We start from the raw sequence: 532 nt of genomic DNA on the forward strand, positions 1-532 counted from the left end.
GCCCGCCTCCGATCACTTCCAAGACCGGAGGCGGGCAAACGCCCGATGAACGCTCGGCTGAATCCGTGCGCCGGGGTCAGCCCTGCGCGGGGTTCTCGTACTCGCCGATGAGCTGGGCGCGCGCGAGCGTGTGGAACCGCAGATTGAAGCCGACCACCGCGGGAGAGGCCTCCGCGTCCGGACCGAGCTTCTCCTGGTCCACCGCGTACACCGTGAAGACGTACCGGTGCGGGCNNAACTTGCCGCTGCCCGCACCCGCCGGCAGCTCCGTCACCGAGGCCGGGATGTCGAACAGGACCCAGTGCCAGAACCCGCTGCCGGTCGGCGCGTCCGGGTCGTAGCAGGTCACGGCGAAGCTCTTGGTCTCGGCCGGGAAACCCTCCCAGCGCAGCTGCGGCGAGGTGTTGCCCTCCGCGTGGACCTGGGCGCTCTTCAGCGTCGCGCCCTCCTCGATGTCCTCGCTCGTCACCGTGAAGGACGGCACGGGCGGATGGAAATCGTGGGGGAGCGGCCGCCGCTTGAGCTCGGTCAC

Annotated in this window: 1 protein-coding gene; it reads right to left on the bottom strand. The window is 70.2% G+C overall.

The genetic code is table 11. The annotated features are described in order from the left end of the window. Positions 1-76 precede the first annotated feature (76 nt). Positions 77-532, bottom strand: a complete 456-nt coding sequence (locus CCN44_RS42245; RefSeq protein ID WP_086704576.1) for a YbhB/YbcL family Raf kinase inhibitor-like protein — start codon at positions 530-532, stop codon at positions 77-79.

The organism is Streptomyces tricolor (genome assembly GCF_002155905.1).
Taxonomy (GTDB): Bacteria; Actinomycetota; Actinomycetes; order Streptomycetales; family Streptomycetaceae; genus Streptomyces; species Streptomyces tricolor.